Source organism: Micromonospora sp. PRAS1 (assembly GCF_059553435.1).
Genome location: NZ_JCANNB010000028.1, coordinates 1 through 26076 on the forward strand (window position 1 = coordinate 1; position 26076 = coordinate 26076).

27 protein-coding genes and 1 pseudogene are annotated in these 26076 nt (G+C 71.6%); 7 read left to right on the forward strand and 21 right to left on the reverse strand.

The window, feature by feature from the left end; translation table 11 throughout:
• Nucleotides 1–66: 66 nt before the first annotated feature.
• Entirely contained in the window at nt 67–537 is a 471-nt protein-coding gene (locus AC507J_RS23095) for an SRPBCC family protein (RefSeq protein WP_496291269.1), read from the reverse strand.
• A 273-nt stretch (nt 538–810) separates the two neighbouring features.
• Here AC507J_RS23095 and AC507J_RS23100 point away from each other — a divergent pair, with 273 nt between their 5' ends.
• A complete protein-coding gene (locus tag AC507J_RS23100) occupies nt 811–3600 on the forward strand; it encodes a M36 family metallopeptidase (protein WP_496291270.1) in 2790 nt (929 codons plus the stop codon).
• Between the two features lie 61 nt (nt 3601–3661).
• Here AC507J_RS23100 and AC507J_RS23105 read toward each other — a convergent pair whose 3' ends face one another.
• Genes AC507J_RS23105 through AC507J_RS23150 form a run of 10 tightly spaced genes read right to left on the reverse strand, consistent with a single transcriptional unit; the run spans nt 3662 to nt 13856 of the window.
• Complete coding sequence (locus AC507J_RS23105) at nt 3662–4648, reverse strand: LLM class flavin-dependent oxidoreductase (RefSeq protein WP_496291271.1); 987 nt, start codon at nt 4646–4648, stop codon at nt 3662–3664.
• Nucleotides 4645–4989 (reverse strand): TIGR04076 family protein, encoded by a 345-nt coding sequence (locus tag AC507J_RS23110; protein WP_496291272.1) that lies wholly within the window; start codon nt 4987–4989, stop codon nt 4645–4647. The genes AC507J_RS23105 and AC507J_RS23110 overlap by 4 nt, the downstream gene beginning before the upstream one ends.
• A complete protein-coding gene (locus AC507J_RS23115; RefSeq protein ID WP_496291273.1) occupies nt 4986–5360 on the reverse strand; it encodes a nuclear transport factor 2 family protein in 375 nt (124 codons plus the stop codon). Before AC507J_RS23115 ends, AC507J_RS23110 begins: the two co-directional genes overlap by 4 nt.
• A gap of 7 nt (nt 5361–5367) precedes the next feature.
• The gene (locus AC507J_RS23120; RefSeq protein WP_496291274.1) at nt 5368–7041 is read right to left on the reverse strand and encodes a DUF885 domain-containing protein; all 1674 of its coding nucleotides are present in this window, start codon (nt 7039–7041) and stop codon (nt 5368–5370) included.
• On the reverse strand, nt 7038–8276 hold the full coding sequence (locus AC507J_RS23125; protein ID WP_496291275.1) for an amidohydrolase family protein: 1239 nt from the start codon (nt 8274–8276) through the stop codon (nt 7038–7040). The genes AC507J_RS23120 and AC507J_RS23125 overlap by 4 nt, the downstream gene beginning before the upstream one ends.
• Nucleotides 8277–8286: 10 nt before the next feature.
• The gene (locus AC507J_RS23130) at nt 8287–9252 is read right to left on the reverse strand and encodes an ABC transporter ATP-binding protein (protein ID WP_496291276.1); all 966 of its coding nucleotides are present in this window, start codon (nt 9250–9252) and stop codon (nt 8287–8289) included.
• Nucleotides 9249–10229 carry an ABC transporter ATP-binding protein gene (locus tag AC507J_RS23135; protein WP_496291277.1) on the reverse strand — a complete coding sequence of 327 codons (981 nt, stop codon included), beginning with the start codon at nt 10227–10229 and terminating at the stop codon, nt 9249–9251. Before AC507J_RS23135 ends, AC507J_RS23130 begins: the two co-directional genes overlap by 4 nt.
• Nucleotides 10229–11146, reverse strand: a complete 918-nt coding sequence (locus tag AC507J_RS23140) for an ABC transporter permease (RefSeq protein WP_496291278.1) — start codon at nt 11144–11146, stop codon at nt 10229–10231. Before AC507J_RS23140 ends, AC507J_RS23135 begins: the two co-directional genes overlap by 1 nt.
• The gene (locus AC507J_RS23145; RefSeq protein ID WP_496291279.1) at nt 11143–12234 is read right to left on the reverse strand and encodes an ABC transporter permease; all 1092 of its coding nucleotides are present in this window, start codon (nt 12232–12234) and stop codon (nt 11143–11145) included. Before AC507J_RS23145 ends, AC507J_RS23140 begins: the two co-directional genes overlap by 4 nt.
• 11 nt (nt 12235–12245) lie before the next feature.
• Entirely contained in the window at nt 12246–13856 is a 1611-nt protein-coding gene (locus tag AC507J_RS23150) for an ABC transporter substrate-binding protein (protein WP_496291280.1), read from the reverse strand.
• Nucleotides 13857–14145: 289 nt separating this feature from the next.
• On the opposite strand from AC507J_RS23150, the gene AC507J_RS23155 reads away from it, so the two are divergent.
• The 4 genes from AC507J_RS23155 (at nt 14146) to AC507J_RS23170 (ending at nt 17435) form a co-directional block, all read left to right on the forward strand.
• Nucleotides 14146–14682 (forward strand): helix-turn-helix domain-containing protein, encoded by a 537-nt coding sequence (locus tag AC507J_RS23155; protein ID WP_496291281.1) that lies wholly within the window; start codon nt 14146–14148, stop codon nt 14680–14682.
• A gap of 216 nt (nt 14683–14898) precedes the next feature.
• Nucleotides 14899–15456: a hypothetical protein gene (locus AC507J_RS23160; protein WP_496291282.1), complete on the forward strand. Its 558-nt coding sequence runs from the start codon at nt 14899–14901 to the stop codon at nt 15454–15456.
• A gap of 111 nt (nt 15457–15567) precedes the next feature.
• Nucleotides 15568–16488, forward strand: a complete 921-nt coding sequence (gene nudC, locus AC507J_RS23165; RefSeq protein WP_496291283.1) for an NAD(+) diphosphatase — start codon at nt 15568–15570, stop codon at nt 16486–16488.
• Between the two features lie 119 nt (nt 16489–16607).
• Nucleotides 16608–17435 carry a hypothetical protein gene (locus tag AC507J_RS23170; RefSeq protein ID WP_496291284.1) on the forward strand — a complete coding sequence of 276 codons (828 nt, stop codon included), beginning with the start codon at nt 16608–16610 and terminating at the stop codon, nt 17433–17435.
• Nucleotides 17436–17448: 13 nt separating this feature from the next.
• Here the strand turns inward: AC507J_RS23170 and AC507J_RS23175 are convergent, their stop codons facing one another.
• The 3 genes and pseudogenes from AC507J_RS23175 to AC507J_RS23185 form a co-directional block, all read right to left on the reverse strand.
• Nucleotides 17449–18072: a DUF998 domain-containing protein gene (locus tag AC507J_RS23175; RefSeq protein WP_496291285.1), complete on the reverse strand. Its 624-nt coding sequence runs from the start codon at nt 18070–18072 to the stop codon at nt 17449–17451.
• Nucleotides 18073–18085: 13 nt separating this feature from the next.
• Nucleotides 18086–18277 carry a DUF397 domain-containing protein gene (locus AC507J_RS23180; protein ID WP_496291286.1) on the reverse strand — a complete coding sequence of 64 codons (192 nt, stop codon included), beginning with the start codon at nt 18275–18277 and terminating at the stop codon, nt 18086–18088.
• Nucleotides 18268–18513: pseudogene (locus AC507J_RS23185) on the reverse strand (Scr1 family TA system antitoxin-like transcriptional regulator); the annotation flags it as partial. The gene AC507J_RS23180 and the pseudogene AC507J_RS23185, both read right to left, overlap by 10 nt.
• A gap of 333 nt (nt 18514–18846) precedes the next feature.
• Here AC507J_RS23185 and AC507J_RS23190 point away from each other — a divergent pair.
• Entirely contained in the window at nt 18847–19053 is a 207-nt protein-coding gene (locus AC507J_RS23190; RefSeq protein ID WP_496291287.1) for a DUF6767 domain-containing protein, read from the forward strand.
• Here AC507J_RS23190 and AC507J_RS23195 read toward each other — a convergent pair.
• Nucleotides 19043–19972 (reverse strand): alpha/beta hydrolase, encoded by a 930-nt coding sequence (locus AC507J_RS23195; RefSeq protein WP_496291288.1) that lies wholly within the window; start codon nt 19970–19972, stop codon nt 19043–19045. The genes AC507J_RS23190 and AC507J_RS23195 overlap by 11 nt on opposite strands.
• Before the next feature lie 82 nt (nt 19973–20054).
• On the opposite strand from AC507J_RS23195, the gene AC507J_RS23200 reads away from it, so the two are divergent.
• Nucleotides 20055–20690: a TetR/AcrR family transcriptional regulator gene (locus tag AC507J_RS23200; protein ID WP_496291289.1), complete on the forward strand. Its 636-nt coding sequence runs from the start codon at nt 20055–20057 to the stop codon at nt 20688–20690.
• 13 nt (nt 20691–20703) lie between these two features.
• On the opposite strand, the gene AC507J_RS23205 is transcribed toward AC507J_RS23200, so the two are convergent.
• From AC507J_RS23205 to AC507J_RS23230, 6 genes are read right to left on the reverse strand one after another with little or no spacing between them, the layout of a single operon-like run.
• Entirely contained in the window at nt 20704–21663 is a 960-nt protein-coding gene (locus AC507J_RS23205) for an amidohydrolase family protein (protein ID WP_496291290.1), read from the reverse strand.
• Nucleotides 21663–22598, reverse strand: coding sequence for an MBL fold metallo-hydrolase (locus tag AC507J_RS23210; RefSeq protein WP_496291291.1), 936 nt, complete (start codon nt 22596–22598; stop codon nt 21663–21665). Before AC507J_RS23210 ends, AC507J_RS23205 begins: the two co-directional genes overlap by 1 nt.
• Nucleotides 22595–23416 carry an ABC transporter ATP-binding protein gene (locus tag AC507J_RS23215; protein ID WP_496291292.1) on the reverse strand — a complete coding sequence of 274 codons (822 nt, stop codon included), beginning with the start codon at nt 23414–23416 and terminating at the stop codon, nt 22595–22597. Before AC507J_RS23215 ends, AC507J_RS23210 begins: the two co-directional genes overlap by 4 nt.
• Nucleotides 23413–24210 carry an ABC transporter permease gene (locus AC507J_RS23220; RefSeq protein ID WP_496291293.1) on the reverse strand — a complete coding sequence of 266 codons (798 nt, stop codon included), beginning with the start codon at nt 24208–24210 and terminating at the stop codon, nt 23413–23415. The genes AC507J_RS23215 and AC507J_RS23220 overlap by 4 nt, the downstream gene beginning before the upstream one ends.
• On the reverse strand, nt 24207–25028 hold the full coding sequence (locus AC507J_RS23225) for an ABC transporter permease (protein WP_496291294.1): 822 nt from the start codon (nt 25026–25028) through the stop codon (nt 24207–24209). Before AC507J_RS23225 ends, AC507J_RS23220 begins: the two co-directional genes overlap by 4 nt.
• Nucleotides 25025–26044 carry an ABC transporter substrate-binding protein gene (locus AC507J_RS23230; protein ID WP_496291295.1) on the reverse strand — a complete coding sequence of 340 codons (1020 nt, stop codon included), beginning with the start codon at nt 26042–26044 and terminating at the stop codon, nt 25025–25027. The genes AC507J_RS23225 and AC507J_RS23230 overlap by 4 nt, the downstream gene beginning before the upstream one ends.
• Between the last annotated feature and the right edge of the window lie 32 nt (nt 26045–26076).

The following is a 26076-nucleotide window of genomic DNA, read 5'->3' on the forward strand; positions in this document are numbered from 1 at the left end:
TCGACTAGTGCCGCCAACCTCATGATCAACGGAGGGGTCGGGGGGTGGGGTGGGTGGGGTGGGGGGTCAGGGGGTGGTCATTCGGCGGGTGAGTTCGGTGGCTCGGTAGGCCGCGACCTGGCGGGCCTGGGCGGCGACGAAGCGCCGCAGTGGGGCGGGCGCGAACGCGGTGATCTGCTCCCGCACCTGCGTGCCGTCCGGCCCGGCGGTCAGGTCCACCACCGCCCGCAGCCGCACCCAGCCCGGGCTGCGTACGTCGCTGACCAGTCGGTCGGGCGGCTGCGGGGTCAGGCGTACCCGGATCGGGTTGTCCCAGCGCAACGGGCCGAACAACCGGAACCGTTCGACGGCGAGGTAGTCGACGATCTCCCGCCCCTGCGCGTCGTGACCGGGCCGCACGTCGCGTACCGCGACGATCAGCGGTGAGAGTCCGATGTAGCTGTACGGGTCGCTCAGGTGGCGGTGTACCACCTCCGGCGACGCCGCGACGACGCAGGTGGTCTCGAAGGCGATCGGCGCCTGGCGCTGCTCGGGCACGCCTCATCCTGCCACGGCGCGGACCAGGGCAAGTACGACCATCCGCAACGAAACATCGAAATGATTGACCGTTCAGCCAGCCGCGCCGTAGCTTCTACGTGATCCACATCGCCCGATGATCACAGATCGTGACGTTCGGGCGGTCGTCACGGACGCACCGTGACGGGCCGGCGCGGCGGTCGTGGGTCGGCGCTCCATGCTGTCCTTTCAACCCCCAAAGGAGCAGAAGTGCCCCGACAAGTCCATCGCTCCAGGCTCCATCGCAATGCCGCGGTGCTGCTGTCCACGACGCTCGTCGCGTCCCTCACCACGCTCACCGCCCAGCCCGCCGCCGCCACCGAGGAGCCCGCCCAGTCGAACCCCCTCTTCCTCACCGGCCCGAACACCGGCTCCCCGGAGGAGATCGCCACCAGCTATCTGCGGGCCAACCCGGACCGGTACGACGTGACCGCGCCCGACCTCGCCGACCTCGCCGTGCTCTCCAGCTACACCAGTCGGCACACCGGGGTCACCCACGTCAACCTGGCCCAGCGCCACAAGGATCTGGAGGTCTTCGGCGCCGTCGCCACCGTCAACGTCGCCCGGGACGGCAGCGTCGTCTTCGTCGGTGACACCCTGGTCGCCGGCCTCTCCGGCGCGACCTCCGGCAGCGCCGACCTCGACGCGATCGACGCGGTCGAGGCGGCGGCCGACGCGCTCGACCTGGCCGACGTGCGCAGCCCGCGGGTGATGAGCCGTGCCGCCGGAGCCGCCCAGTCCACGGTGGTCAGCGGCAGCGGCATCTCCGACCAGCCGATCCCGGCCAAGCTGGGCTGGCACTCCACCGACGAGGGGCTGCGCCTGGCCTGGCAGTTGGTAATCGACGACTCCTCCGACGTGCACCTGTGGAACGCCACGGTCGACGCGGAGACCGGCGCCCTGCTCGACGCCGACGACTGGACCACCCAGGAGAACGTGGACGAGCTCTCCACGACCCTGGGGCAGGTCTCCGGCCGGAGCCTGGCGCACCGCCACGACCACGGTCACGGCACGGAACTGGGCTCGCCCAACCCGGTCGCCGACGGCTCCAGCTACCAGGTCTACGGCTACCCGACGGAGAGCCCGAACGACGGCCCGCGCAGCCTGGTCACCAACCCGGCGGACGGGCTCGCCTCGCCGTACGGCTGGCATGACACCGACGGCGTCGCCGGCCCCGAGTTCACCACCACTCAGGGCAACAACGTGCACGCCTACCAGGACCAGGACAACAACAACGCGCCGGACTTCGGCAGCAGCCCGGACGGCGGCCCGTCGCTTACCTTCAACTTCCCGCTCGACCTGCGGGAGAACCCGCAGAACTACCGGGACGCCGCGACCGCCAACCTGTTCTACTGGAACAACATCATCCACGACGTCTCCTACCGGTACGGATTCGACGAGGCGTCGGGCAACTTCCAGGCCAACAACTACGGTCGGGGCGGCGTCGGCGGTGACTACGTCCGGGCCGAGGCGGCCGACGGCGGCGGCAACAACAACGCCAACTTCTCCACCCCCGCCGTCGACGGGGTGGGTACGCCCCGGATGCAGATGTACCTCTGGCCCGGTAATCAGTTCGGCGCCCAGAACCAGGTCGTGCTGGCGGGGATCGGCTCCTTCGACGCCAGCTGGGCGCGGTTCAGCCCGGCGGTCACCAGGGCCGGCCTCTCCGACCACCGGTTCGTGTACGGCGGCACCGGCTGCAACGCGGCCGCCTACCCGGGCACGCTGCCGACCGGCGGCTGGATCGCCGTGGTCGACGGTGGCACCGCGGCCTGCACGTACCTGCTGCGTACCCAGGTCGCCGAGTCGCTCGGCGCCGACGCCGTGGTGGTCGCGCACAACGCCGCCGGTGCCGCGCCGGTGCTGACCGGGGCCATGACCACCGCGCCGGTCACCATTCCGGCGGTGGCGGTCACCCAGGCCGACGGGGACGCCATCAAGGCCGCGATCGCGGCCGGCACCGTCACCGGCTCGCTGCGCAAGCACCCGGACCACCCGGGCATGCGCGACGGCGACCTCGACGCCGGAATCGTCATCCACGAGTACGGCCACGGCATCTCCAACCGGCTCACCGGTGGGCCGGGCATCAACTGCCTCAGCGGAAACGAGCAGATGGGTGAGGGCTGGAGCGACTTCTTCGCGATCACCACGCTGCTCGACCCGAAGCTGGACAGCGCCGAGGGTGCGCGCGGCCTGGTGCCGTACATCCTCTACCAGGACGACCGCAGCGGTGCCGGCCTGCGGCCGCGCCCGTACTCGCGGAACATGGAGATCCAGCCGTTCACCTACGACAGCATCAAGACCGGCGGCTGGCTGAACGGCACCTCCCTGGCCGCACCGCACGGCATCGGCCACGGCTGGGCCGCGGTGCTCTGGGACATGACCTGGGACCTGATCGACCGGCACGGCCTCAACCCGAACGTGTACGACGGCTGGAGCAGCGGCGGCAACAACCTCGCCATGCAGCTGGTGATGGACGGGTTGAAGTTGCAGGGTTGCGGCCCCGGTTTCGTGGTCGGCCGGGACGCCATCATCGCCGCCGACGCCGCGCTGACCGGTGGGGAGAACTCCTGCACGCTGTGGGGCTCGTTCGCCCGCCGTGGGCTCGGCTACAGCGCGGTGCAGGGCACCACCAACCGCGACGACAACACCGAGGCGTACGACACCCACCCGTCCTGCCGGGCCGACTTCGTCGGGCGTACCGCGCAGCCGGGTCTGAACACGGCGACGGCCGGTAGCGCCGTACCGATGAAGTTCCAGCTGCCGAAGTACCGAGGGCTGGACATCCTGGCCAGCGGTTCGCCCTACTCGCGGCTGGTGGACTGCGACACGCTGCTGACCGTCAACCCGGACGGCTCGGTCACGCCGCGACCGATCCCGGTCCCGGCGGAGAACCCCGGCAGGTCGCGGCTCTCCGGCGACAAGAAGGGCCAGTACAACTTCGTCTGGAAGACCGACGAGAGCTGGGCCGGTACCTGCCGGGAGTTCGTGCTGACCCTCGACAACGGATTCCAGCACCGCGCCTACTTCAAGTTCACCGGCTGATCCACCACACCGGTCTGCGGTAGTGCCTCGGGGGGAGCGTTGCGAAAAGCTCCCCCCGAGGTCATCCGCGCAGCAGCGGCAGCACCCGCCGGCCGATCAGGTCGATGCCCTGGTGCGGGGTGAGACCGTGCGGGGTGCCGAACTCCACCCGGCTGGCCCCCGCGTCGAAGACGGCGGCGGCCTGCGCGGCGACCTGCTCCGGCGTGCCGGAGAAGGCGAACAGGTCGAGCAGGTCGTCGCCGATCAGCGCGCCGGCCGCGTCGTCCTCCCGGCGGGCGACGTGTTCCTGGATCCGGGCGAGCAGTTCCGGGTCCAGCTCGACTGTGGGGTCGAGGGCGGCGACCACCGCGAGGTACATGGCCACCTCGGTGCGGGCCACCCGGCGGGCCAGCGCGCCGTCGGTGTCCACGACGGTGACCGCGCCGAGCACCACCCCCGTGTCGTGTCCGGCCGCCTCGTCCAGCCAGGCGCGCATCGTCTTGGCCATCGCGGGGTTCGCCGATCCGCCGACCTTCACCTCGTCGGCGTACGCGGCGGCGGAGCGTGCCGTCTGCTGCCCCCAGGTGCCCACCAGCACCGGCACGTCCGGGCGGACCGGGGTGTACCGCAGCGTGGTGCCGGGCTCGACGGTGAACTCGCGGCCCTGGAAGCCGCCGCCGTCACCGGCGAGCAGCCGCCGGACCACCTGCACCGTCTCGGCGATCCGCCGCAACGGCCGGGCCTGCGGCACGCCTACCTGTTGCAGCCAGGTGCCCCGGGCCAGCCCGAGGTACGCCCGGCCGTGCGAGGCCAGATCGAGGGCGGCCACCTGGCCGGCGACCTCGACCGGGTGCAGGGTGAACGGGTTGAGGCAGGCCGCGCCGAGGCGGATGCGGCGGGTGTGCCGGGCGGCCACCAGCAGCGGGAAGATCGGCGGCTGGTACATCAGGTCGCCGAAGACCGAGAGCACGTCGAAGCCGTGCCGCTCGGCCAGCTCGGCCAGCTCGGCGTACTCGTCGGCGGACTTGTCCGATTGCAGGCCGATGCCGACCAGCCGGTCGCCACTCACGTCAGCTCCTCGGTGGGAATCTGCCGGCGGCCGGTGCGTTCGATCCGCATGATCACCCGCTCGTCCGGGTCGGGGCAGGCCACGTGGCTGTCCCGGGCCATCCAGTCCCCCTCGGCCAGCGCCCGCTGCTTGGCCGGCAGCAGGGGCAGGCACGCGGCCAGCGCGTACACGCAGAAGTGCTGGCCGGCCGGGATGCTGAGCCGGCAGGACTCGGTCAGGTCGAGGTGGTCGCCCACCTTCATGCCGCACACCGAGCGGCCCTCGATGCGCTCCACCACCACCCGCAGGTCGTAGACGTCGGTGGTGGGCTGCTCGGCATTGAGTTCGCTGTGCTCGCTCATCGGACGGCCTCCGCGTGGTGGTGCACGATCCGCCAGCCGCGCTCGGTGCGGCGCAGCACGTCGGTGACCCGGAAGCAGACGTCCGGGCGGTCGTCGGCGTGCCGGGCGCGCAGCACGTACCGGACCAGGCCGGTGTCGCCCCAGGCGTCGGCGTGGAACTGTTCCGGGGCCACCTGCGCCGGGGCCGGGCCGCTCGTCCCCGCAGCCCGCCGGTCGCGCAGCTCGTCAAGCGCGGCCAGTCCGGTGAGCAGCTGGTCGGCGTCGGACTCCCAGATGGTCAGGTCGGGGTGCAAATGGGCGTCGAAGGCGGGCCGGTCGCCAAGCGATCGGTACATGCCGCTGATGGTGGCGGTGAGTTCGTCGATGCTCATCGGGAGGTCACTTCCGGTCGAGGGCACGGGTGGCGGGTCGGAACGTCTCGGCGAGGCGGGCGCGCAACGGGTCCAGGCCCATCGGCCCGAGCGCCAGCGCGGTGTGGTGGAACCGTTTGCGGTCGAAGGCGGCACCGGCGCGCCGTTCGGCGTCGCGGCGGGTCTGCTGCCACAGCCGCGCCCCGACCTTGAAGGCCAACGCCTGGGCCGGCCAGCCCAGGTACCGGTCGACCTCGAAGCGGGCGGTCGCCGCGTCCAGGCCGGCGACCCGGGTGAGCAGCTCCACGGCGACCTCGGGGGTCCAGCGGGCAGCGTCGGTGAACCCGTTGCCGGCCGGGATCGGCAGGTCGAGGTGCAGGCCGAGGTCGATGACGACACGGGCAGCCCGCCACATCTGGCCGTCGAGCATGCCGAGTCGTTCGGCGGGGCCGGCGTAGAGACCGAGTTCGTCGGCGAGCCGCTCGGCGTAGTGCGCCCAGCCCTCGGCGTACCCGTGCACCTGGCAGAGGGTGCGCTGCCAGGGATGCAGCTCGGCGAGGGTGAGGGTGATGGCGTGTTGCAGGTGGTGGCCGGGCAGTCCCTCGTGGCACAGCGTGCCGACGTGCCGCCAGACCGGCACGGTCGACTCGCCCGGCGGCACCGACCACCAGATCCCGCCGGGTCGGGTAAGCGCGGCGTCCGGCGGGGTGTAGTACATGACGCCGGAGGAAGCCGGGCTGATCCGACACTCGACGTGCCGGGTGGCCGCCGGGATGTCGAAGTGGGTGCCGTCGAGGGCGTCGGTGAGCAGCGCGGTGCGCCGACTCAGCCACTCCTGAAGCGCCGGGCCGACCGGCACCCGCCCGGCCGGATCCGCGTCCAGCGCCGTGCGCGCCGCCGACACGTCCGGGTGGCCGCACTCGGCCGCCACCGTACGCAGCTCGGCGGCGGTGCGGGCCAGCTCCGCCCAGCCGTACCCGTAAAGCTCGTCGAGGTCGACTGTGGCGCCGAGGAACGCGCGGGCGGTGACCTGGTACAGCTCCCGACCGACGCCGTCCACCTCGGACGCGACGGGCGCCAGTTCGGTACGCAGGAAGGCGGCGAAGCCGGCGGTGGCGGCGGTGGCCAGCCGGGCCCCCTCGGCCAGCCGGTCGGCGAGCGGCCCGCCCGGGTAGCCGGCGACGAGCCGGCCGTAGAAGTCGGTGTCGGCCCAGCTGGCGCACTGCTCGGCGACGACAAGCACCTGCCGGCGGGCGACCAGTTGCCCGCGCTGCGCGGAGCGGCGCAGGGTGACCGCGTACTGGTCGAGGGTGGTGGGCAGCCGGTGCAGGTGGGCGGCGACGTTCGCCCAGTCGTCGGCGCTGCGCCGGGGCAGGTTGTCGAAGACCTGTCGGGCCAGGTGGACCGGGGTGGCCAGCGGTGCCAGCAGGCGGGTGGTGAAACCGGCGTCGTAGAGCGCGACGTCGCTGGCCAGCCGGTCGGCCAGGGCACCGGCGAGCGCGCGTTCGACAGGCGTGTGCGCGGTGGCCGTGGCGACGGCGGTCGCGGTGCTGCGGGCCAGCTCGGCGCGGGCGTCGAAGCCCTCCGGTGACAGCTCCGTCAGCTGCGATTGCGGGGTACGCCCGGCCGCCTCGGCGGCCTGCGGGTCGAGTTCGGCGAGCGCGGCGAGGTAGTCGTCGGCGACCTGGGTGATCCCGGTCATCGGGATGCCCGGGCGCGACCGTGGTCGTCGCGGTAGACGACGCCGCCCTTCATCACCAGGTGCAGGGTGCGCAGCGCGGAGACCGACCGGGTCGGGTCGTCGCGCAGCACCAGCAGGTCGGCGTGCTTGCCGACCTCGACGCTGCCCAGCCGGTCGGACTGGTCGAGCCATTCGGCGGGCCGGATGGTGGCGGCCTTCAGCGCGTCCGCGACCGGCATTCCGGCGTCCACCATGAACTCCAGCTCGCGCACGGTGGCGGTGGTCTCGTCGTAGCCGGCGTGCGGCGGCATGTCGCTGCCCAACGCGATCGGTACGCCGTTGCGGATGGCGTGCTGGAGGCTCTCCCAGTGCCGGGGCCCGGCCGCCAGGGCGCGGTCCATCAGCCAGCCCGGTACGCCGGAGTCGCGGAAGAACTGCTCGCAGCGGCTGACCACGATGGTCGGCACGTACCAGACGCCCCGGGCGGCCATCAGCCGGGTGACCTCGTCGGTCAGCTCGTAGCCGTGCTCGACGCAGTCCAGGCCGAGTTCCACCGCCCGGCGTACGGTGTCGGCCGGGCCGGCGTGCGCGGTGACCTTGCGTCCCCAGTCGTGGGCGACCCGGATGACGGCGGCCATCTCGTCGTCGAGCAGCTGCGGGGTGTCGATCGCCTCGTACTGGCCGGCGATGCCGCCGGAGATGCAGACCTTGATCAGGTCGGCGCCGGCCCGGATCTGTGTCCGGGTGAGCCGGCGGAACCCGTCCGCGCCGTCGGCCTCCAGCGCGTCGGCCTCCCAGCCGTGGCCGCCGGTGCAGCAGAGCGCGTGCCCGGCGGTGAAGATCCGGGGTCCGTCCACCGCGCCGGCCTCGATGCCCTTGCGCAGCGCGAAGTCGGCGTAGCGGCCCTCGCCGACCAGCCGGGCGGTGGTGACGCCGGCGTGCAGGGTGCGCCGCGCGGAGTCGGCCATCAGCAGCACCAGTTCGGCCAGGTTGGAGCTGTGCACGGTGTCGGCGAGGTGGCCGGGCAGGCCGAGGGAGAGGTGCACGTGCATGTTGGTCAGGCCCGGCATGACCACGTCACCACCGAGGTCGACCACCCGGGCGTCGCCGGCCTCGGCGAGTACGTCGTCGACTGGGCCGACGGCGCGGATCAGCCCGTCGGCACCGACCCAGACGCCCCGGTCGGGCTGGAGGTGGTCGGCGACGCCGTCGTAGAGGGCGAGGTTGACCAGGACCTGTTCGGTGGCGTTGTGCATGGCGGCGTCCTCAGTGGGCGGGTACGGCGGCCGGGGCCACCGTGGGGTCGTTGAGCCAGCAGGCGGCGGTGCGTCCGCCGAGGTCGAGGGTGGGCGGCTGGTCGCCGCAGGGGGCGAAGGCGTGCGGGCAGCGCGGCCGGAACCGGCAGCCGGTGGGGGCGTTGGCCGGGTCGGGCACCTCCCCGGCGAGGGTGGCGGGCAGTTGCGGGGTGGGGCCGATCTGCGGCACCGCGTCGATAAGCGCCCGGGTGTACGGGTGGCGCGGGTCGCGCCACAGCTCGCGGGTGGGCGCGGTCTCGACGATGCGGCCCAGGTACATCACGGCGGTGTGGTCGGCGATCTCGTGCACCAGGGCGAGGTCGTGGGAGATGAACAGCATGCCCATGTCGAGGTCCCGGACCAGCCCGACCAGCAGGTTTACCACCTGGGCCTGGGAGGAGGCGTCCAGCGCGGTGACCGGCTCGTCCGCGATGATCATGCGGGGTTCCGGGGCGAGCGCCCGGGCGATGGCGAGCCGCTGCCGCTGGCCGCCGGAGAACTGGTGCGGGTACCGGTCGGCGGCGGCGGCCGGCATGCCGACCCGGTCGAGCAGTTCGCGTACCCGCGCCGAGCGGGCCGCCCCGGTCACCGTCGCCGGTACGCCGTCGAGCAGTTGCGCGCCGATGGTGCGCCGGGGATTGAGCGAGGCGTACGGGTTCTGGAAGACCATCTGGAGGCCGATCTCCGGGTCCGGCCGGCGACGCCAGCCCAGCGGGGTGACCGGTCGGCCGGCGTAGCGGACCTCACCGGCGCTCGGCGCGGTCAGCCCCACCGCGACCCGGGCCAGCGAGGACTTACCGCAGCCCGACTCGCCGACCAGGCCGACGATCTGGCCGGGCCCGACCGCCAGGCTGACCCCGGCGACCGCGCGCACCCGGCCGCGTCCCCGGGAGCGGTACTCGACCTCCACGTCCGAGATCCGCAGCAGCTCCGTCATCGGGTCGCCACCTCCAGGTGCGGGCGGACCACGCAGGCCACCGAACGGTCGGCACCGGCCGGGGCCAGCGGTGGCGGGGCGGTGCCGCAGGACTGTTCGGCGTACCCGCAGCGGGGTTGGAACGGGCAGCCCGGCGGCGCCTCCCCGGGCGCCGGTGGCCCGCCGGGGATGGGCCGCAGCGTGCCGATCGCCTGGGTGCCGTGCGGGCGGGCGCCGAGCAGCGCGGCCGTGTACGGGTGGGTGGGTGCGGTGAGCAGCGCCCCGGTCGGGCCGGTCTCCACCACCCGCCCGGCGTAGAAGACATAACCACGGGTGGTCAACGCGCTGAGCACGCCGAGGTCGTGGGTGATGAACGCGACGGCCAGCCCGGTCTCGGCGCGCAACCGGTCGAGCAGGGTGAGGATGCCGGCCTGCACGGTGACGTCGAGGGCGGTGGTGGGTTCGTCGGCGATCAGCAGCCGGGGCCGGGCGGCCAGCGCGATGGCGATGGCCGCCCGCTGGCGCATGCCGCCGGAGAACTGGTGCGGATAGGAACGCAGGGCCCGCTCCGGGTCGGGGATGCGGACCTGGTCGAGCAGTTCCACCGCCCGGCGGTTCGCGGCCCGGCGGTCCATCCGCAGGTGCACCCGCATGTGCTCGGTGAGCTGGCGGCCGACGGTGAGCATCGGGTGCAGGGCGGCGGTCGGGTCCTGGAAGACCATGGCGATGCCGGCACCCCGGATCCGCTGCCAGCCCCGGTTGTCCAGGCCGAGCAGGTCGGTGCCGGCGAACCGGGCCGATCCGGTGACCTCGGCGCCGGGCGGGAGCAGGCCGAGCAGGGTCTGCGCGGTGAGGCTCTTGCCGCAGCCGCTCTCCCCCGCGATGCCGACCAGTTCGCCCTCGTCCACGGTGAGCGAGACGTCGTGCAGGATCGGCAGCGGCCCGCGCGGGCCGGGCAGGGTGACGGCGAGGGAGTCGACATCGAGCAGCGGCGCCATCAGCGTCCCTTCGCGTAGCGGGGGTCGAGCCGGTCGCGCAGCGCGTCACCGAGCACGTTGAACGCCATCACGACGGTGAGGATGGCCAGGCCGGGGAAGACGCTCACCCACCACATCGACAGGTCCTGGGAGCCGAGGGCGACCATCGAACCCCATTCGGCGGCCGGTGGGCGGGGGCCCAGGCCGAGGAAGGAGAGCGCGGCGAGCAGCAGCACCGCGTTGCCGAGTTCCAGGGTGGCCAGCACGATCGCGGGGCCGATGCTGTTGGGCAGTACGTCGCGGCGCAGCGCGCGTACCGGCCCGACGCCGAGCAGCCGGGCGGCGCTTAGGTAGTCGTCGCCGCGCATGCTGAGCACCGCGCTGCGGATGACCCGCGCGTACACCGGCCAGGAGACGATTACCAGGGCGAGCACGGCGTTACGGGTGTTCGGGCCGAACGCGGCGGTCACCGCCATCGCCAGAATGATCTGCGGGAAGGCGAAGACCAGGTCGGTCAGGCGCATCAGCGCCTCGTCGACGAACCGGCCGAGGTAGCCGGCGATCAGCCCGAGCAGGCCGCCGACGAGCAGGGCCAGCGAGACGATGGCCAGGGCCAGCGGAATGGAGAGCCGGGCACCGTGGATCACCCGGCTGAGGATGTCCCGGCCGAGCGAGTCGGTGCCGAACCAGTGCGTCGCCGACGGCGGGGCGTACGCCTGCGGGCTCTGGGCGAGCGGGTCGTACGGGGCGATCAGCGGCGCGAAGAGCGCCACCAGCAGCCAGCCGCCGAGGATCACCAGCGCCGCCGCGGCGATCGGCTGACGCCAGATCGGTCGCCCGGTGGAGCCGCCGCGCAGCCGGCCGAGCCAGCGACGCCTGTTCAACGCCCGGTCCACCTTCGGATCCGGGGCCACCGGATCGGGTGCGGTCATCGTCATGACAGCCGGATCCTCGGGTCGATGAGCCCGTACAGCAGGTCGACGGTGAGGTTGACAAGCGTGTAGACCAGGGCCACGAAGAGGCTGACGCCGAGGATCGACGGCAGGTCCAGGGCGGTGGCGCTGCGGTAGGCGTACTGGCCGAGGCCGGGCCAGCCGAAGATGCTCTCCACCAGCACCGTGCCGGAGAGCAGCGAGGCGAAGGCCAGGCCGGAGACGGTGACCACCGGGACCAGGCCGGCGCGCAGCAGGTGCCGGCGCAGCACCACCCGGGTCGGCAGGCCCTTGGCGTACGCGGCGCGGATGTAGTCCTGCTGGAGCACCTCGAGCATGGCGGAGCGGACGAAGCGGACCAGCAGCGCCACGGTCAGCGAGGTCAGCACCAGCACCGGCAGGATCAGATGCTGGGCGGCGTCCCAGGCGACGTCCCACTGCCCGGCCAGCGCCGCGTCGACTGTGTACATGCCGGTGACGGTGGGCGGCGGGCTGAACGCCGTGGAGAGCCGCCCGCCGCTGGGGGCCAGCCCGAGCTGGTAGAAGAAGACGTAGAGCACGACGAGCGAGAGCCAGAACGGCGGCGTGGAGAGGCCGAGCAGGGAACCCACCCGGACCAGCTGGTCGGTGAACCGGCCGTTGCGGACCGCCGCGAGCATGCCGATGCCGGTGCCGATCAGCAGCGCCAGCAGCATGGTGGGAATGGCCAGCTCCATGGTCGCCGGGACGTACCGCACCAGGTCGTCCAGGACCGAACGGCCGGTCTGCTGGGAGATGCCCAGATCGCCGCGGACCAGGTTGCCGAGGTAGTGCAGGTACTGCTGCCAGAGCGGCTGGTCCAGGCCCCACTTCTCGCGGAAGGCGGCCACCGTGGCCGGGTCGTTGAGCGCCTGGTCGGAGAGGTTGGCCGTGACCGGGTCGCCGGGCACCACGTTTACCAGCCCGAACGTCACCACGGTGACGCCCAGCAGCAGCCCGGCGGTGATCGCCAGCCGCTTGGTCAGAAAGACCAGCAGCGGGGGCACGCGGCGCGGCCGGGGCCGGGGCGCGGTCGTGGCGACCGCCCCCGGCTCGCCGTTGTGCAGCGTCGTCATGTGCTGGCCGACTACTTCCGGCCGACCGCGGCGACGTCCACCTGCCAGCCCGCGGCGGTGTAGTCCGCGCCGGTCAGGTCGGCGGTCGCCACCACCGTGGAGGAGTTGCTGGCAAGCACCACGTACGGGGAGGACTGGTTCATCAGTCGCTGCCACTCCTGCATCGCGGTGGCCCGGGCGGCCAGGTCGAGGGTCTCGACGACCTTCTCACCGGCGGCCACGACCGCCGGCTCGGCCCGCTCGACGGTCCAACCCGAGCGCAGCGCGGTGGCCTGACCGGGCGCCATGTTGTTGATCAGCGAGTCGGCGACCGGGTAGTTCAGGCTCTGCGGGGTGAAGCCCAGCGGCATCTTTCCGCCGCGCATCTCGTCCAGGAAGGTGGTCAGCGGCTGCGGGTTCAGCTCCAGCGTGATGCCGGCCTCGGCGACGTCGCCCTGCACCTTGGTGGCCACGGTGCCCAGGTCCACGCCCTTGTACGTGATGGCCGGGTAGCTGAACTTCACCGTCGGGTTGCTCAGGTTCGCCTCGGCGAGCAGCGCCTTGGCCTTGGCCACGTCGCGGGTGGACGCCTCGTTCTCCGGCAGCGTGCCGGGGAAGGCCGGCGCGACCAGCCCGGCACCGGGCGCGGCGCCCTGGCCGTAGAGGCCGGCGATGCCCTGGTAGTCGATGGCGGCGCGCAGCGCCTGGTTGAACTTCGGGTTCGAGGTCACCGGCGACACGGCCGGGTCGGCGTTGAGGAAGAGGAAGTAGACGGTGTCCTGCACGCCGGAGGTCTGGAGGGTCTCCGGCAGGCCGTCGAGCAGCTTGCCGGAGATGTCCAGGGAAATCTCGGCGCTCTCGGCGCGCTGCATGGTCAGCTTCTGGGTCTGCACGTCCATGTTGCGCAGCACCACCCGCTCGAATTGCGGCTTGTCACCCCAGTAGTTCGGGTTGGCCTCCAGCACCACCTGGGACTCCGGCTCGTACGACTTCAGCACGTACGGGCCGCTGCCGATGGAGTTGGTGTCGAGGTACTGCTGGGCGTTGTCGCCCTGGGCGGCGTCCTCGCCCTCCTTGGCGCCGTTCTCCTGGGCCACCTTGGCGTTGAGTACGCCGGTGGAGGGCATCGAGAGCACCACCGGGACGTTCGGGTTGGGCGTTTCGGAGGTGACCACAACCGTGCTGTCGTCGGTTTTGCTGACGCTCAACTCGCTTACCGTGACCGCCGGGCTGCCCTTGATGTTCTTCAGCCGGTTCAGCGAGAAGACCACGTCATCGGCGGTGAGCGGGCTGCCGTCGGAGAAGGTGACACCCGAGCGCAGCTTGAAGGTGAAGGTCTTCGCGTCCGGGGACGCCTCGTACGACTCGGCGAGCGCGGGGACCGGGGTGCCGACGTCGGATCCCTCGAAGGTGAGCAGCGTGTCGTAGAGGGCGTGCACGGCGGTCAGGCCGGTCGCCTCGTAGACCCGGCCGGGGTCGAGGGTCTTGAGCACGAACGAGGTGTTGACGGTGAGGGTGGTGGCGCCGCCACCACCGTTCGCGTTCCCACCGCTGCCGCCCGCGGTGCAGGCGGTGGTGGAGATGATGGCCAGCGTCGCCAGAGCGAACGCTCCGGCGCGGAGCCGGCGGGGGGACACCGACATGCTGTTCCTACCTTCGTATGGCGCGGTTCCGCCAGGGGGATCCGCGAGGCATCGACGGCCCGGGACACTTGCCACCGGTCGGGCCCAGGTGACCGGTGACGGTCTTTCGGGTTTTCAGGGGAAGTCGTCTCAGGGTTGGATGTAGCCGGACTCGTTCGTCCGGTTCGTGCCTCGACGCGGCGTGTCTAGCAATACCAAACACTGCCGGCCTCTTGTTTGACCACCCTAAACAGGGCCGTGTAGCTTGGTCAAACATTTTTAGTCACACTGTTATCGGATCGAGGTCCACATGCTCGGTGACCGGCTCCGCGAACTGCGTCAGCAGCACTCCCTCACGCTGCGACAGCTCGCCACAGCCGCCGACGTGTCACCCGCCCTGCTCAGCCAGATCGAGAACGGCGCCACCGACCCGAGCCTGGCCACCCTGCGAAAGCTCGCCCAGGTCTTCGACACCTCGATCGCCGCGCTCTTCTCCGAACCGGAGGCCCCGGCGGTGCACATCAGCCGGGCCGGCGCCCGCAGCCTGCTCACCGCTCCCCCGGGCCAGATCACCTACGAGCGGCTCACCCCGGGCCGCGGCGACCTGGAGGTGCTCCAGGCCCACCTCGCCCCCGGCGACGCCAGCTCGGCCGAACCCTGGGCCCACCCGTCGACTGAGTGCGCCATCGTCTGTAGCGGCGAGGTCGTCGCCGAGATCGGCGGCGAGTCGTACCTGCTGGCGGCCGGCGAGGCGGTCACCTTCGACTCCCGCCTGGCCCACCTCTACCGCAACGCCAGCGACCAGCCGGCCCACCTGATCATCGCGGTCACCCCGCCCACCCCCTGAGCCACCGACCGGCAACCACTTCACCGCACAAAAGGTGAAAATGGTGAAAGCTGCTCAACGTTCCTGATTGGTCGGTTTTGATTTAGCGTGGCTGATGGGCGAAGTGTTGCCGCACCAGTGTTGACCTGCGACAACGTTGATTTCCCTCAGCAAGCGAGGGCGGCGGCTCTGTCCAGCCGCCGCCCTCCCACCTCACCGACCTGTTAGGAGGACAGCGTGAGGATCTTCCGTAGAATAGCCCTGGTAGTGGGCTTGTCGTCTCTCGTCCTGTTGACCGGGGCGGCCGGCGTCCAGGCCGCCCCCACACCGGAGTTCGCCAAGCAGGCAAGCGCCGCCGGCCTGAACACCGCCGAGGCCAAGGCGCTCCAGAAGCGCGTCGACGCGGCCCTGGCCGAAGTGGGCGGCACCCAGGTCGCCGCAAACAAGATCGACCTGAAGGGCGGCACGCTCACCCTGGCGCTCCCCGGCGAGAAGTACGCCCGGGATCTCAACGCTTCAAGCCGGTCGGGCACCGCCGCGATCCCCTGTCCCTTCCAGTACTTCTGCGCCTACAGCGACCCGAATCGGCAGGGTGACATCCTGTCCCTCTGGTACTGCAACCGCATCTACAGCGTGCCGGCGTACTTCACGACGACCGGCTCGTGGTCCAACAACCAGACCGCTGGCACCCAGGCGAGGTTGTCCACCAAGAACAGCACCTACACCACGCCGGGCGCTCCCTCCTCCAACAACAGCTGGAACTGGGGCCCCTACGTCAACATCCGCGCCTGCTAGCAAGGAAGGGCCCCCTATTAACGCCTGGTGTATAGGAAGGGCCCCCTCCTAACATCGCGCTCGCGGGGCACCGCCGCCGCCCGTGATTCGCACGTGCTGCACGATCAGGGCATGACGTTCGACGGGTTGGCGTACACCGGCACACCGCACGACCGGGCAGCGAGCCTGCGCACCGATCCGGACTGGGTCGGTGCGCAGCTCTGCCACGACGACACCCGCGTAGTGCCGATGTGGCGCGACCGCACCCTGCTGACGGCGGCCGGGCAACCGGTCGTACTCACCGCCGGTGCGGTTGGTGCCGTGCTGGCCGCCGCCGGCCAGACCGCCCTGCTCGGCCTCGACGGCGCCACCGCGACCTTCGCCGCCGACCTGAGCGAGGTCGAGGAGGCCGAGGCACTGCGGCTCGCCGCCGCCGACACCAGCACCGATCTGCGCGCCCTCGCCGCGACCCTGCCCGCACCGCTGGCCGCGACATTGGCGTACGCACGGGGAGTGCTCTACTGGAACCGACACGCCCGATACTGCGGCTCGTGCGGTACGCCCACCAGCAGCGCCCACGCTGGCCACCTGCGCATCTGCGGTGGCCAGGACTGCGGTCGGCAGCACTTTCCCCGCCTGGAGCCCGCCGTCATCGTGCTGGTGGAGAGCCCCGACCCGGAGCCACGCTGCCTGCTGGCCCGCCACCACGGCGCCGGGCCGGACCGTTTCTCGTTGCTGGCCGGCTTCGTCGAGATCGGCGAGAGCCTGGAGGGCACGGTCCGGCGCGAGGTCGCCGAGGAGGCCGGTGTCACCGTGGACCGGGTGACCTACCGAGGCTCACAGGGGTGGCCGTTCCCCGCCGGCCTGATGGTCGGCTTCCATGCCCGTGCCGTGGACGCGACGATCGCGGTGGACGGCGCGGAGTTGCAGGAGGCCCGCTGGTTCACCCGCGCCGAGGTCATCGACCACATCGTCGACGGCCCCGGATCCGGCCCGGTCGATTCCATCGGTGGACGGCTGCTGCGCTCCTGGGCCGGCCTGGACCGTGGCTGACGCCCGAAAACGGGTCAGTTTTGTCGGCCGCTGATTGCTACGCTCCTGGACCGCACCTGACCGCCGCCGGGACGTCCCGGCCGCTTCGGGCTGCGATCTTATCGATTCCAAGGAGCACAATGCGATTGATCCGGGCCGCCGCGCTGAGCGCGGTAGTGACCCTGTCTCTGCTGGCCAGTGGTTGTGGCAGCACCGACGAGCCCGCCCCGACCGGCCAGGGCAGCCCCTCCGCACCGGCCGCCGACAGCACTTCCGCCGCGCCGGCCGCGCCGGGGCCGAAGGTGGTCGCCTCGACCAGCTGGGTCGGTGCGCTCGCCAAGGCCGCCGGGGCCAGCGAGGTCACCCTCGTCGCTCCCGCCGACGTCGAACACCCGCCGGACTACCAGCCGAAGGCCCGCGACCTGAAGGCCGACGCCGACGCCGAATACGTCCTGTACGCCGAGAGTGATGGCTTCGCGCCCCGGCTGATCAGGGCGGCCGGCGACGACAGCGAACTCGTCACGGTGCTTCCCGCCGAGGCCACTCCCGGGAAGATCACCACGGAGGTGACCCGGCTGGCCAACATGTTCGGCACCTCCGACGCGGCAAAGGCGTGGCTGAGCACCTTCAACGCCGAGTACAGCCGGTTGTCCCGCGAGACGAAGGCCGCCCTGCCCAATCCGGCACCCACGGCGGTGTCGGAGTTGTTCGTCGGCTACTGGAGTTCCTTCGCTGGCATCGAGGTGACGGACGTGTACGGGCCGCAGCCGCTCACCGCGAAGGAACGGGCGGACCTGGCCGCCAAGCAGCCCAAGCTGGTCTTCATCAACGCCCACCTGCCGAAGGTGGACCCGAAGATCCCCGGTGCCACCCGGGTAACGCTCGTCAACTACCCCGGCAAGGATCTGGATCTGCTCGCTATGTTCCGGACCAACGCCGAACGGCTCACCACCGCGCTCACCTCCTGAGCGTCCCGGTCCGTCAAGGCAGGTGCGGGACAGTGACAGGCCGGTGCGGGACGGTGGCGTCCTGCACCGGCCGCGCCCGCCACGCGAGCACGGCCAACCAACTCCATCCGATCAGGATCGAGCCGCGTTGCAGCAATCCCGCGCCTCCGTCGACCGGGTCGACACCGCTGGCCGCGATGATGAGGACGCCGACCGCGACGCCCGTGAACCGGCAGTACCAGCGCCAGAGCGGGGTTGGTCGCCACCGGGCGGCGGTGAAGCAGGCGGCGATCAGCGCCACAAAGACGACGAGTGAGACGAGGTCGTGCGCGATACCGTGCCCGCTCGCCAGGTCGGATGGCACCGGGTCCGAGACGAAGACGCCAGCCCCGACCAGGCTCACCGCGAAGATTCCCGTCAACCAGGCCGTCCATCGGGAGACAGTTCGGCGCAGCCCGAAAGAGAAGGCCGTCAGCAGGCCGCCGCTCACCACGAAGTTCGCGATCTGGAGCCAACCGCCACTACCGATCGCACCCTCGCTGACAAAGTCGTTGATCGGATCATAGTCGGGTTTGATCACCCCGTTGACCGCGATCACCACGAGGAACAGCAGCGCGCCGACGATGCCGCAGGCAAGAAGCTTCCTCGTCCCCGGCACGGCAGAGTCAGGCTCAGGCACGGTCGGCGATTCGGGTGACGAAAGCCCGCCAGGCGGCCGGGCCGAAGGTCAACACCGGACCGGCCGGATCCTTCGAATCACGCACCCCGACCACATCGGACAGATTGTCGGCCACCTCAACGCAGTCGCCTTGATTGTTGCCACTCTTGCTGCTCTTACGCCAACGCGCCCCGGTCAGGTCCATGCTCGTGCCGCTTCCCTGAGGAATTCCAGGGAACGCCCTCGGGGAAGAGCCTCGCCTCGGATGCGTTCCCACCGTCGATCAAGCGTAACAAGCTCGCTCGGTTGGTCGATGATCTGCGCCGCAGCCTGGCTGTCGACATAGGCCGCTCGCGCCCCGTCGGCGAGTTCCGCGATAGTGAACGCTCCACCGAGCCCCGGGAACATGCCAACCTCAGATGGCACGAGGCGGGTGACCACCGGCGCGAACTGACGGTCCGCCGCCGCGAGCCAGGCCAGCATCGTTCGGAGCGTGAGTGCCGGCGGCAACGGTGTGGTGCTCTTCGGCACCAGCCCGACGTTCCGGCTACACCCGAAGGGACTCCAGCCGCAGCTGGGCCGGGCCCTGCTGTGGGCCGCGCGACCGTGAGCTGACCCACCATCGTGGTGAGGGCCCGCAGCGTCACCGCTGCGGGCCCTCACCCGTGCCGGGATCGCGTGCCCGAACAGGGGCCGAAAGACCTGGTTGTCGCCCGTGCCGGAGGGACACGCTGGAGTCATGAACGGTTCCTCGGCACGGCGCGGTGGTGGCTGATGGCCGGCACGGGCGGCCGTAGACCGGACGCGAAGTGCCCGCTCCGCCCCGAGGAGCCGTGCACCCTGTGCCAGCTGGACGTGACCGGCCCGCAGGACTGCCCGCTGGTCTACCTGGTGATGACCGACGACGAACTGCGCGCCGGTACGCACCGCAGCCGGTTGGACTTCGCGAACCGGCGGCCGGCAGAGCCGCTCAGCCGATGAACTCGGCGACGGCCCGACCCAACTGGCTCAGCCCGGGTTCCTCGACGGGCAGGTGTCCGGCCCGCTCCAGCAGCACGAGCCGCCGGTCGGCGGCGACGCGGTCGAAGAACGCCCGGCTGAGCGCGACCGGTGTCCAGCGGTCGGCCGCCGGATGGGTCATCAGCACCGGACAGGCGGTGAAGGCCTCCGGCTCCACCGGCGGGACGGCGGAGAGCAAGGTGCGTAGGAAGCGGACCGTGACCCGGTTGCCGCCGCCGGACGGATCCCCACTTACGAGGGTGTTCAGGGCCGGGTCGTTGCTCATCGCGCCCATGTTCGCGATCCAACGCATGGGCACGCGCAGCGCGTCAAGCGGTCGGATCGGGCCGAGCAGCGCCGGTGCGATGCGGCCCATGACCGGCCACCGGGTCATCCGCATCCGCGCGGAGACGTCGCGCGGGTCCAGCAGGCAGGTCACGATCAGCCCGGCGACGTCGCCGCCCGCCGCGACCGCGTACGCCAGCATGCCGCCCATGCTCGCGCCGACGAGGAAGACGGGACGGCCGTCACGGGCCCGCTCCGCCGCGACGAGGTCGGCGACGCAGTCAATCCACTCCGGATAGCCGACCGGCCGGTCACCGCCGGGGGTCAGCCCGTAGCCGGGCAGGTCCGGCGCGAGCACCTCGACCGGCGTCTCGTGGGCCAGCAGGCGCGCGTACGGGGCCAGCATCCGGCCGTACCCGCCGGCGCCATGCAGCAGGATGAGCTTCACCGGGGCATCCGGTGCGGCGAGCCGGTCCAGGTGGACGTCGATGCCGCGCCACCGCCACCACTCCTCGGCCGGGGCGTTGCCGAGGTCGCTGCGTAGCCAGGCGGGGAAGAAGGGCTGGTAGTCGAGCCACCGGGTGACTTCCTGGTACGTACGCCCTCGCGTGTCCACGGTTCCCTTCCTTTATTTTGGCTGCTTGCACCTACTATATGAGGGATTCCTCGCTTTCTGGTACTCGCGTTTGGAGCCCACCGTGCCGCCCCGGCCCGCACCCCATCAGCCCAGGAAGACGCCCCAGCAGCAGCGCGCCTGGCAGACCCGCCGACGCATTCTCGACGCGGCGGCTCGCGTTTTCGCCGACCACGGCCACGCCGCCGGTACGACCGACCGCATCGCGGCGGCGGCCCGGCTCTCCGTGGGGTCGCTGTACCAGTACTTCCCCAACAAGGACTCGATCCTGCTGACCCTGGCGCTGGAACACGTCGACGAGACCGCCCAGGCCGTCCGGTCCAGCCTGGCCAGCCTCGCCGACCGGCCCGCCACGCTGGAGCAATGGCTGCCAGCGGTGGTCCGCGCCTGCGCCGAACTGCACACCCGCGACCCGCGCCTGCACCAGGTGCTCTTCGAGGAGTCGCCGCGCCCGCCCGAGTTGCTGGCCCGCTTCCATGAGGTCGAACGCGACGCGGTCGACGCCGTCGACCTGCTCCTGCGCCAGGACCCCGGCCTGGATCTGACCGACCCGGCCCGCAGCGCCCGCGTCGTGGTCGCCGTCATCGAGTCGCTGGTGCACCGGTTCGTCAGCCAGCAGCCCGACCCGATCAGCGAGCCGGAGCTGACCGGGGAGATCGTCGCCGTGGTGACCGGCTACCTGCGTACCCCACGCAGGTAGCCGGTCGCGGCTTTCACCCGCCAACGGCCGCCGGGGCGCCGAGCAGCCGCAGCGCGTTGGCCCCGGCGACCAGGTGGCTCTCCGCCTCGTTCAGCCCGGCCCGCGCCAGTGTCGTCTCGACCCGCTCGCGGCTGGTCTCGCGTACGGCGATCGGCCAGTCTCCGCCGACGAGCACGTGGTCGGCACCGAGCAGGTCGGTGGCGAAGCTGATCGCGGCCGGCGTGAAGCTCATCGTGTCGAGGTAGACGTGGGCCCGCTGTCCCGCCGGAGCCGAGGCCGTGATGATCTCCCCCTGGTCGGTCGCGGCGGCCAACGCCAGACCGGCCACCCCGAGCATCGGGAACACGACGTGCAGGTCCGGCAGCTCGGCCAGGACGCCGTCGGCAAGCAGCGACAGCAGCGCGGCGGCGTTGACGGTGCCCCGGGCCAGCGAGGTGCCGTACCGGCCGAGACCGGCGAAGGACCGGGTCAACAGGTCGGGGCTGACCGGGTGCGCGAAGACCGGTACGCCGAGTTCCGCCGCCACGGTCAGGGTGGGGCGGGCGGCCTTCGCGCCCAGCAGTTGCCCCTCCGTCGCGCAGTCCACGACCAGCCCGGACAACCCCAGCTCCCGGACCGCGCGTACCGCCTCGTCGGCGGCCTCGTCACCGGCGAAGGCGTCGATGGTGGCCAGGCCCCGCAGCCGGTCCGGCGTGCCGGCGACCGCCTCGGCGAGGTGGTCGTTGAGCCGCCGCAGGTCGGCCGGTCGGGTGCGCTCGCCGTGCGGGGTCACCAGGGCCGGCGGCGCGCTGAGCACCCGCAGGTCGATGCCGTGCCGGCCGGTCTCGGCGAGCAGACCGTCCAGGTCGGCGATCCGGCGGGCCAGCCCGCGCCACCGTTCCGCCAGCTCGGGTGCGGTGTTGCGCGGCGCCAGCGCCGGGTAGGCCGGACAGGCGTAGTGGGTGTGGAAGTCGGCGATGTAGAGCGGCGGCATCAGACCTCGATGAAGGTGTACGTGAAGCCGCGCTCGGCCCGCCGCACGTAGCCGGCGGCCGGGAACGGGAAGTGGGCCGGCACCAGCAGGTCACCGGAGTCGGCGGCCCGTTCCAGCAGGCGACGCCGCTGGTCGGCCGAGTCGCCGGGCAGCACGCAGTAGCGGATGCTCCACTCCGGCCGTTCCAACTGCACTCCGTGGTGCAGCATGTCCCCGGCGAAGGGCGCGCGCTGGCCGGCCGACTCGACCACCAGGTAGACGTTGCCGGGAGTGTGCCCGAACGCCGGCACCAGGTGGATCTCCGGTGCGAGCACGTGGTCGGCGGCAACCAGGTCGAGTACGCCGGCATCGCGCAGCGGCAGGATGCTGTCCGCGATGTAGTCCCCGGTACGCCGCAGCGCCACCGCCCCCTCGGGGCCGGTCCACCAGTCGAACTCCTCCCGGACCACCAGGTAGCGGGCGTTGGGGAAGGTCGGCACCCAGCCGCCGGCCCCGTCCGAGCTGGTGGCGAAGCCGACGTGGTCGACGTGCAGGTGGGTGAAGACCACCGTGTCGATGTCGTCGAGCGCGACCCCGGCCCGCGCGAACTGTTCCAGGAAGGGCCGGTCGGCGCGGTCGAACACTCCACCATTGCGCGGCTTGCCGTTGCCGCCACCGGCGTCGACCAGGATCAGCCGGTCCTTCGTCTTCAGCAGGTGGGCCTCCTGGTTGAGCACGATCCGACCGTCGCGGGTGAACGGTTCGGTCGTGTAGAACGCGCCCTCGGTCCAGGACTCGGTCTCCAGTTGCGGGAAGAAGTCGGTCGGTACCGGGAAGTAGTCGACCTCGCGGATCGGGAAGACCTCTACCTCGCCGACGTGGAAGGACCAGAGCGGACCTTCGCCGCCACCGGTGTCCTGCCAGCGTGGGGCGCTGTCCTGCGGATGCTGGCTCACGAGTTCACCTCTTGCAGTTGCGGGGCGGTGGGTTCGGGGGTGCGGCGGACCTGCGCGTAGACCTGGGCGCGCAGCTCGCCGAAGCGGGCCGAGGAGCGGGTGCCGAGCTGGTCGCGCTCGGCCGGCAGGTCGATCGGGAACTGGGCGACGACCCCGGTCGGTGCCGCGCCGAGGACGACGACCCGCTGGCCGAGGTAGACCGCCTCGTCGATGTCGTGGGTGACGAACAGGACGGTCATCGCGTACCGCTGCCAGAGGGTGGCCAGCAGATCCTCCAGGTCACCACGGGTCTGGGCGTCGACCGCCGAGAACGGTTCGTCCATCAACAGCAGCCTCGGCCGGTACGCGATGGCCCGGGCGATGGCGACCCGTTGCTGCATGCCGCCGGAGAGCTGCCACGGGTACGCGTCGGCCGCCTGCGCCAGGCCGACGGCATCGAGTGCCTCCGCGACCAGTTCCCGACGTTCGGCGCGCCCGGTGCGGCCGTGCCGCAGCGGCAGCTCGACGTTCTGCCGGACCGTCTTCCAGGCGTAGAGGCTGCGGCCGTACTCCTGGAAGACCACGCCGAGGTCGGCCGGTGGCTCGGTCACCCGTCGCCCGGCCAGGAACACCTCCCCGGTCGAGGCGGGCAGCAGCCCGGCCACGATCTTCAGCAGCGTGGTCTTGCCGCAGCCGGACGGGCCGACGACCGCGACGAACTCGCCGTCGCGGACCGCCAGGCTGATCCCGGCCAGCGCGTCCACGGTGCGTTCCCGGGACCGGTACGACTTCCCCAGGTCGACGATCCGCAGCAGGGCGTCGTCGGGCTCGGCTGTCACCATGTCTCCTCTCGTCCGGTGGCTCCTCGATGCCACCTCAGGGCGCGCCGCTCGATGAGTTCGAAGAGTTTCGCGAGACCGAAGCCGAGCAGGCCGAGCAGCAGCACGCCGCTCCACATCTGCGGGATCGCGAAGGTCCGCTGGAACCGGATGACGGTGAAGCCCAGCCCGTCGGTGCTCATCAGCATCTCGCTGACCACCATGACGATGAGCGAGATGCCAAGCGCCTGACGGGCACCGGCGAAGACCTGCGGCGTCGCCGCGCGCAGGATCAGGCCGTGCCGGATCCAGCCCGGCAGCCGGTACGCGGCAGCGGTCTCCAGTTGGACGTCGTCCACGCCGCGTACGCCGTCGGCGGTGTTGAGCAGGATGGGCCAGACCGCACCCAACGCGATGACGATCAGCTTGGTGGCGTCGCCGATGCCGACCGCGACCAGCAGCACCGGGATCATCACCGGTGCCGGCAGCACCCGGAAGAAGGCGAGGATCGGGCTGGTCAGGGCGCGTACCACCGCCCAGCGGCCGATCACGTACCCGACGCCGACCCCGACCACCAGCGCCGCCGCGTAGCCTGTGGCGAGTCGCCGCAGGCTGGGCAGGACGTCGCGGACGAAGACGTCGGAGAGCCACACCTGACCGAACGCCTCGACGATGCGCCGCAGCGGCGGCAGGAAGATGCTTGTGCTGTCCGCGCTGACCACCCACCAGAGGGCGAAGAGCGCCACCGGCAGGCCCAGGGCGAGGCCGACCGCTGAGCTGCTGCGGAGCAGGCCGGCGACGACTGTTGCCTTCATCCGGCCGTCACCTCCCGCCGGGTCGCCACGTGCCAGTGCAGCAGCCGCCGCTCGGCCAGCCGGGCGGCCAGGTCGAGGGCGATCCCCACGCCACCGGTCAGCAGCACCAGGGCGTACATGCCTGTGGACTCGCCGGACTCCTGGCTGGTCCAGATCAGCTCGCCGAGGCCGGCGGCCCCCATGACCAGACCACCGGTGATGGCCAGGGCCAGCGCCACGGAGACGATCAGCCGCAGCGCGGTGCCGAGGTAGGGCAGCACGGTCGGCCAGGTGACGTGCACGATCCGGGCCAGGCGGCCGAGCCGGATGCTGCGGGCGGTGTCCACCGCGACCTGGTCCACGTCGCGCAGCCCGTAGAGCACCTGGAACAGCACGATCCAGAAGCAGGAGACGGCGACGAGCAGGACGGTGATCTGCCCGACGTCCAGCACCAGGACCAGCACCGGGATCAGCACGATCGACGGGACCGGACGCAGGAAGTCCAGGGTGGACGAGGTCACCCGCAACAGCCACGGCACGGAGCCGATGGCGAAGCCGACGACGATTCCCGCGACCACCGCGAGCACCAGGCCGACCGCCGCGGCCAGCAGGGTCCGGCCGGTCGCGGCCCAGAACCGGGCCTCGGTGAGCAGGTGCAGGGCTTCCGGCACGATGGCGGAGAGCGGTGGTACGTGCAGCGGCGAGAAGAACGCCCGGGTCACCCCCTCGTACGCCACCGCCGTGACCAGCAGCCCGACCACACCGAGGAGCCGGCGGTTCGCGATCGGGCCGCCGGCCAGCCCCCGGGCGGGGGCTGGCGTGCGGCTGCCGGAGGTCACGGCAGGATCAGCTCGTCGAGGTTCGGCGCCGTGTCGATCAGGCCGTCCCGTTGCGCGTACCCGGCCAGCTTCTCGGCGGCCTGCCGACTCACCTCGTCCCGCCAACCGGTGATGGTGATCTTGTTGGCCACCTCCGGGGTGATCTGGGTGAAGGTGGGGATCTTGGCCCGGACCTCGGCCTCGTGCTCGCGGGCGTAGGCGAACGCCTCCCGGATCGCGTCCCGGAAGGCCGTCACCACCTCCGGCTTCTGCTCGACGAGCGCACCGGAGGTGTACCAGGCGGAGACGGTGAGGTCCGCGGCGAGGTCGGTGAAGCCCCAGCCGATCGGCACCGCGCCCTGCGCCTTCGCCGCCGACAGGAACGGTTCGACCACCCAGGCGCCGTCGACTCGCCCCTCGCTGATGGCGGCCGGCACCTGCGGGAAGGGGATCTCCACGAGCTTCACCGAATCCGAGTTCCCGCCGTCGGCGCGTACCGCCTCGCGGGCGGCGGCCGCGGCGATGTTGGTGAGGATGTTGACCGCGACGGTCCTGCCTTCGAGTTGCTTCGGGCTGGTGATCCCGGAGTCGCCGGCCACCACCAGCGCGCCGTAGTCCTCGCCGGCCTTGCCTGTCGAGGCGGACGCCGGAACCACCGCCTTCACGTCCAGCCCCTGGGCGCGGGCCACGATCAGCGTGGTGAGGTCACCGGTGGCGAAGTCCACCTTGCGCGCCAGCACCGACGGTACCGAGGTCAGGTCTGAGGTCTCGGTGTCCACCTCGACCTCCAGGCCGTGCTTGGCGAAGATGCCGTTGTCCTGGGCGAGGTAGATCGGGGCGAGGTGGCCGAGTGGTGACGAGGCCAGCGTGATCTTGGTCAGCCCGTCGTCCGAGCCGGCCGCCTCGGCGGAGTCGTCCGCGCTGTTGCAGGCGGCGAGGGTCGTGCTCAGCAGCGCGGCGGCGAGCAGGCCGGCCGCGCCGCGACGGAACGCGGGTGTGCCGGGGACGTGCCGGATGGTCGGGGTCGAGCGGAACATTATCGATCTCGATTCTGGTGTCGTGGAAAGGG